This is a genomic window from Bartonella sp. AA23NXGY (assembly GCF_042197165.1).
Taxonomy (GTDB): domain Bacteria; phylum Pseudomonadota; class Alphaproteobacteria; order Rhizobiales; family Rhizobiaceae; genus Bartonella.
In genome coordinates, this window is the sequence record NZ_JBHIRO010000090.1 from 1 (window position 1) to 853 (window position 853).

Below are 853 nucleotides of genomic sequence, written 5' to 3' on the forward strand. Positions count from 1 at the left end.
GGGTCGTAATAGATTTCTGTTACACGAAATTTTCCTTCGAGGCGTTTACATTGGATGATGACATCTATCATCGAGATTAATAAGCCGCGGATATCATCGCGTGCTAAATTACCACCACCGTCACTTTCTTTGACTAAAAGGGTCATTTGTTCAAAGGCTGCAAGGGCTGTTGAGGCATGGACGGTGGTAATGGAGCCGGGGTGACCAGAATTGACATTACGGATGTAGTAAAAGGCTGTACCATCACGCAGCTCTTGTAGAAGGATTCTGTCGGGGCGCATGCGTAATCCTGATTCAAGCAGTTCTTTTGCACCTGCTTTTGCTAAGCCTTGGTTATCTTTTGAATAAAAGAGCTGCACTTTGTTGGCGTGCGGAACGACAAGTTCTGGTGTGTCTTCTATGGTGAGAATTCGTTCATAGTCAGGGATTTTTGCAATCAAAGCTTTGGAGAGGGTTGTTTTACCAGAACCGGTTTTGCCCGATATTAAGATATTTTGTTGTGTAATAACGGCTCTTTCTAAAAAGGTGCAAAAGTCTTTGGCCAGAAACAAATCTGTTAGTTTTTTGTCTGTATCAGAGAGTTCGGATAACCGTTCTGTCATTTGTTGCGTGGGTGTGAAACTGGTGTTTTGGGCAACAGAAAAAAGATTGTTTTCATGTAAACTTTCAAGAGAAAAAGTGCGTGATGAAGGTTTACGAATGGTCATGCTAATGGTATTGGCTGCAACTGCTGGAGGCATAACAATTTGTATGCGTTCGTTGTTTGGCAGTGTTGCGGAGAGAACGGGGTTTTCTACACTGATTTTTTGTGTTGTGTAGGCAGCAACAACTTTTGCAATCCCTTCTAGTTCGC

General features: G+C 42.8%; 1 protein-coding gene. It reads right to left on the reverse strand.

The features are described from left to right. The coding region (virB11, locus tag ACFINY_RS09800; RefSeq protein ID WP_375701075.1) for a P-type DNA transfer ATPase VirB11 at window positions 1–853 on the reverse strand (853 nt) is incomplete at both ends.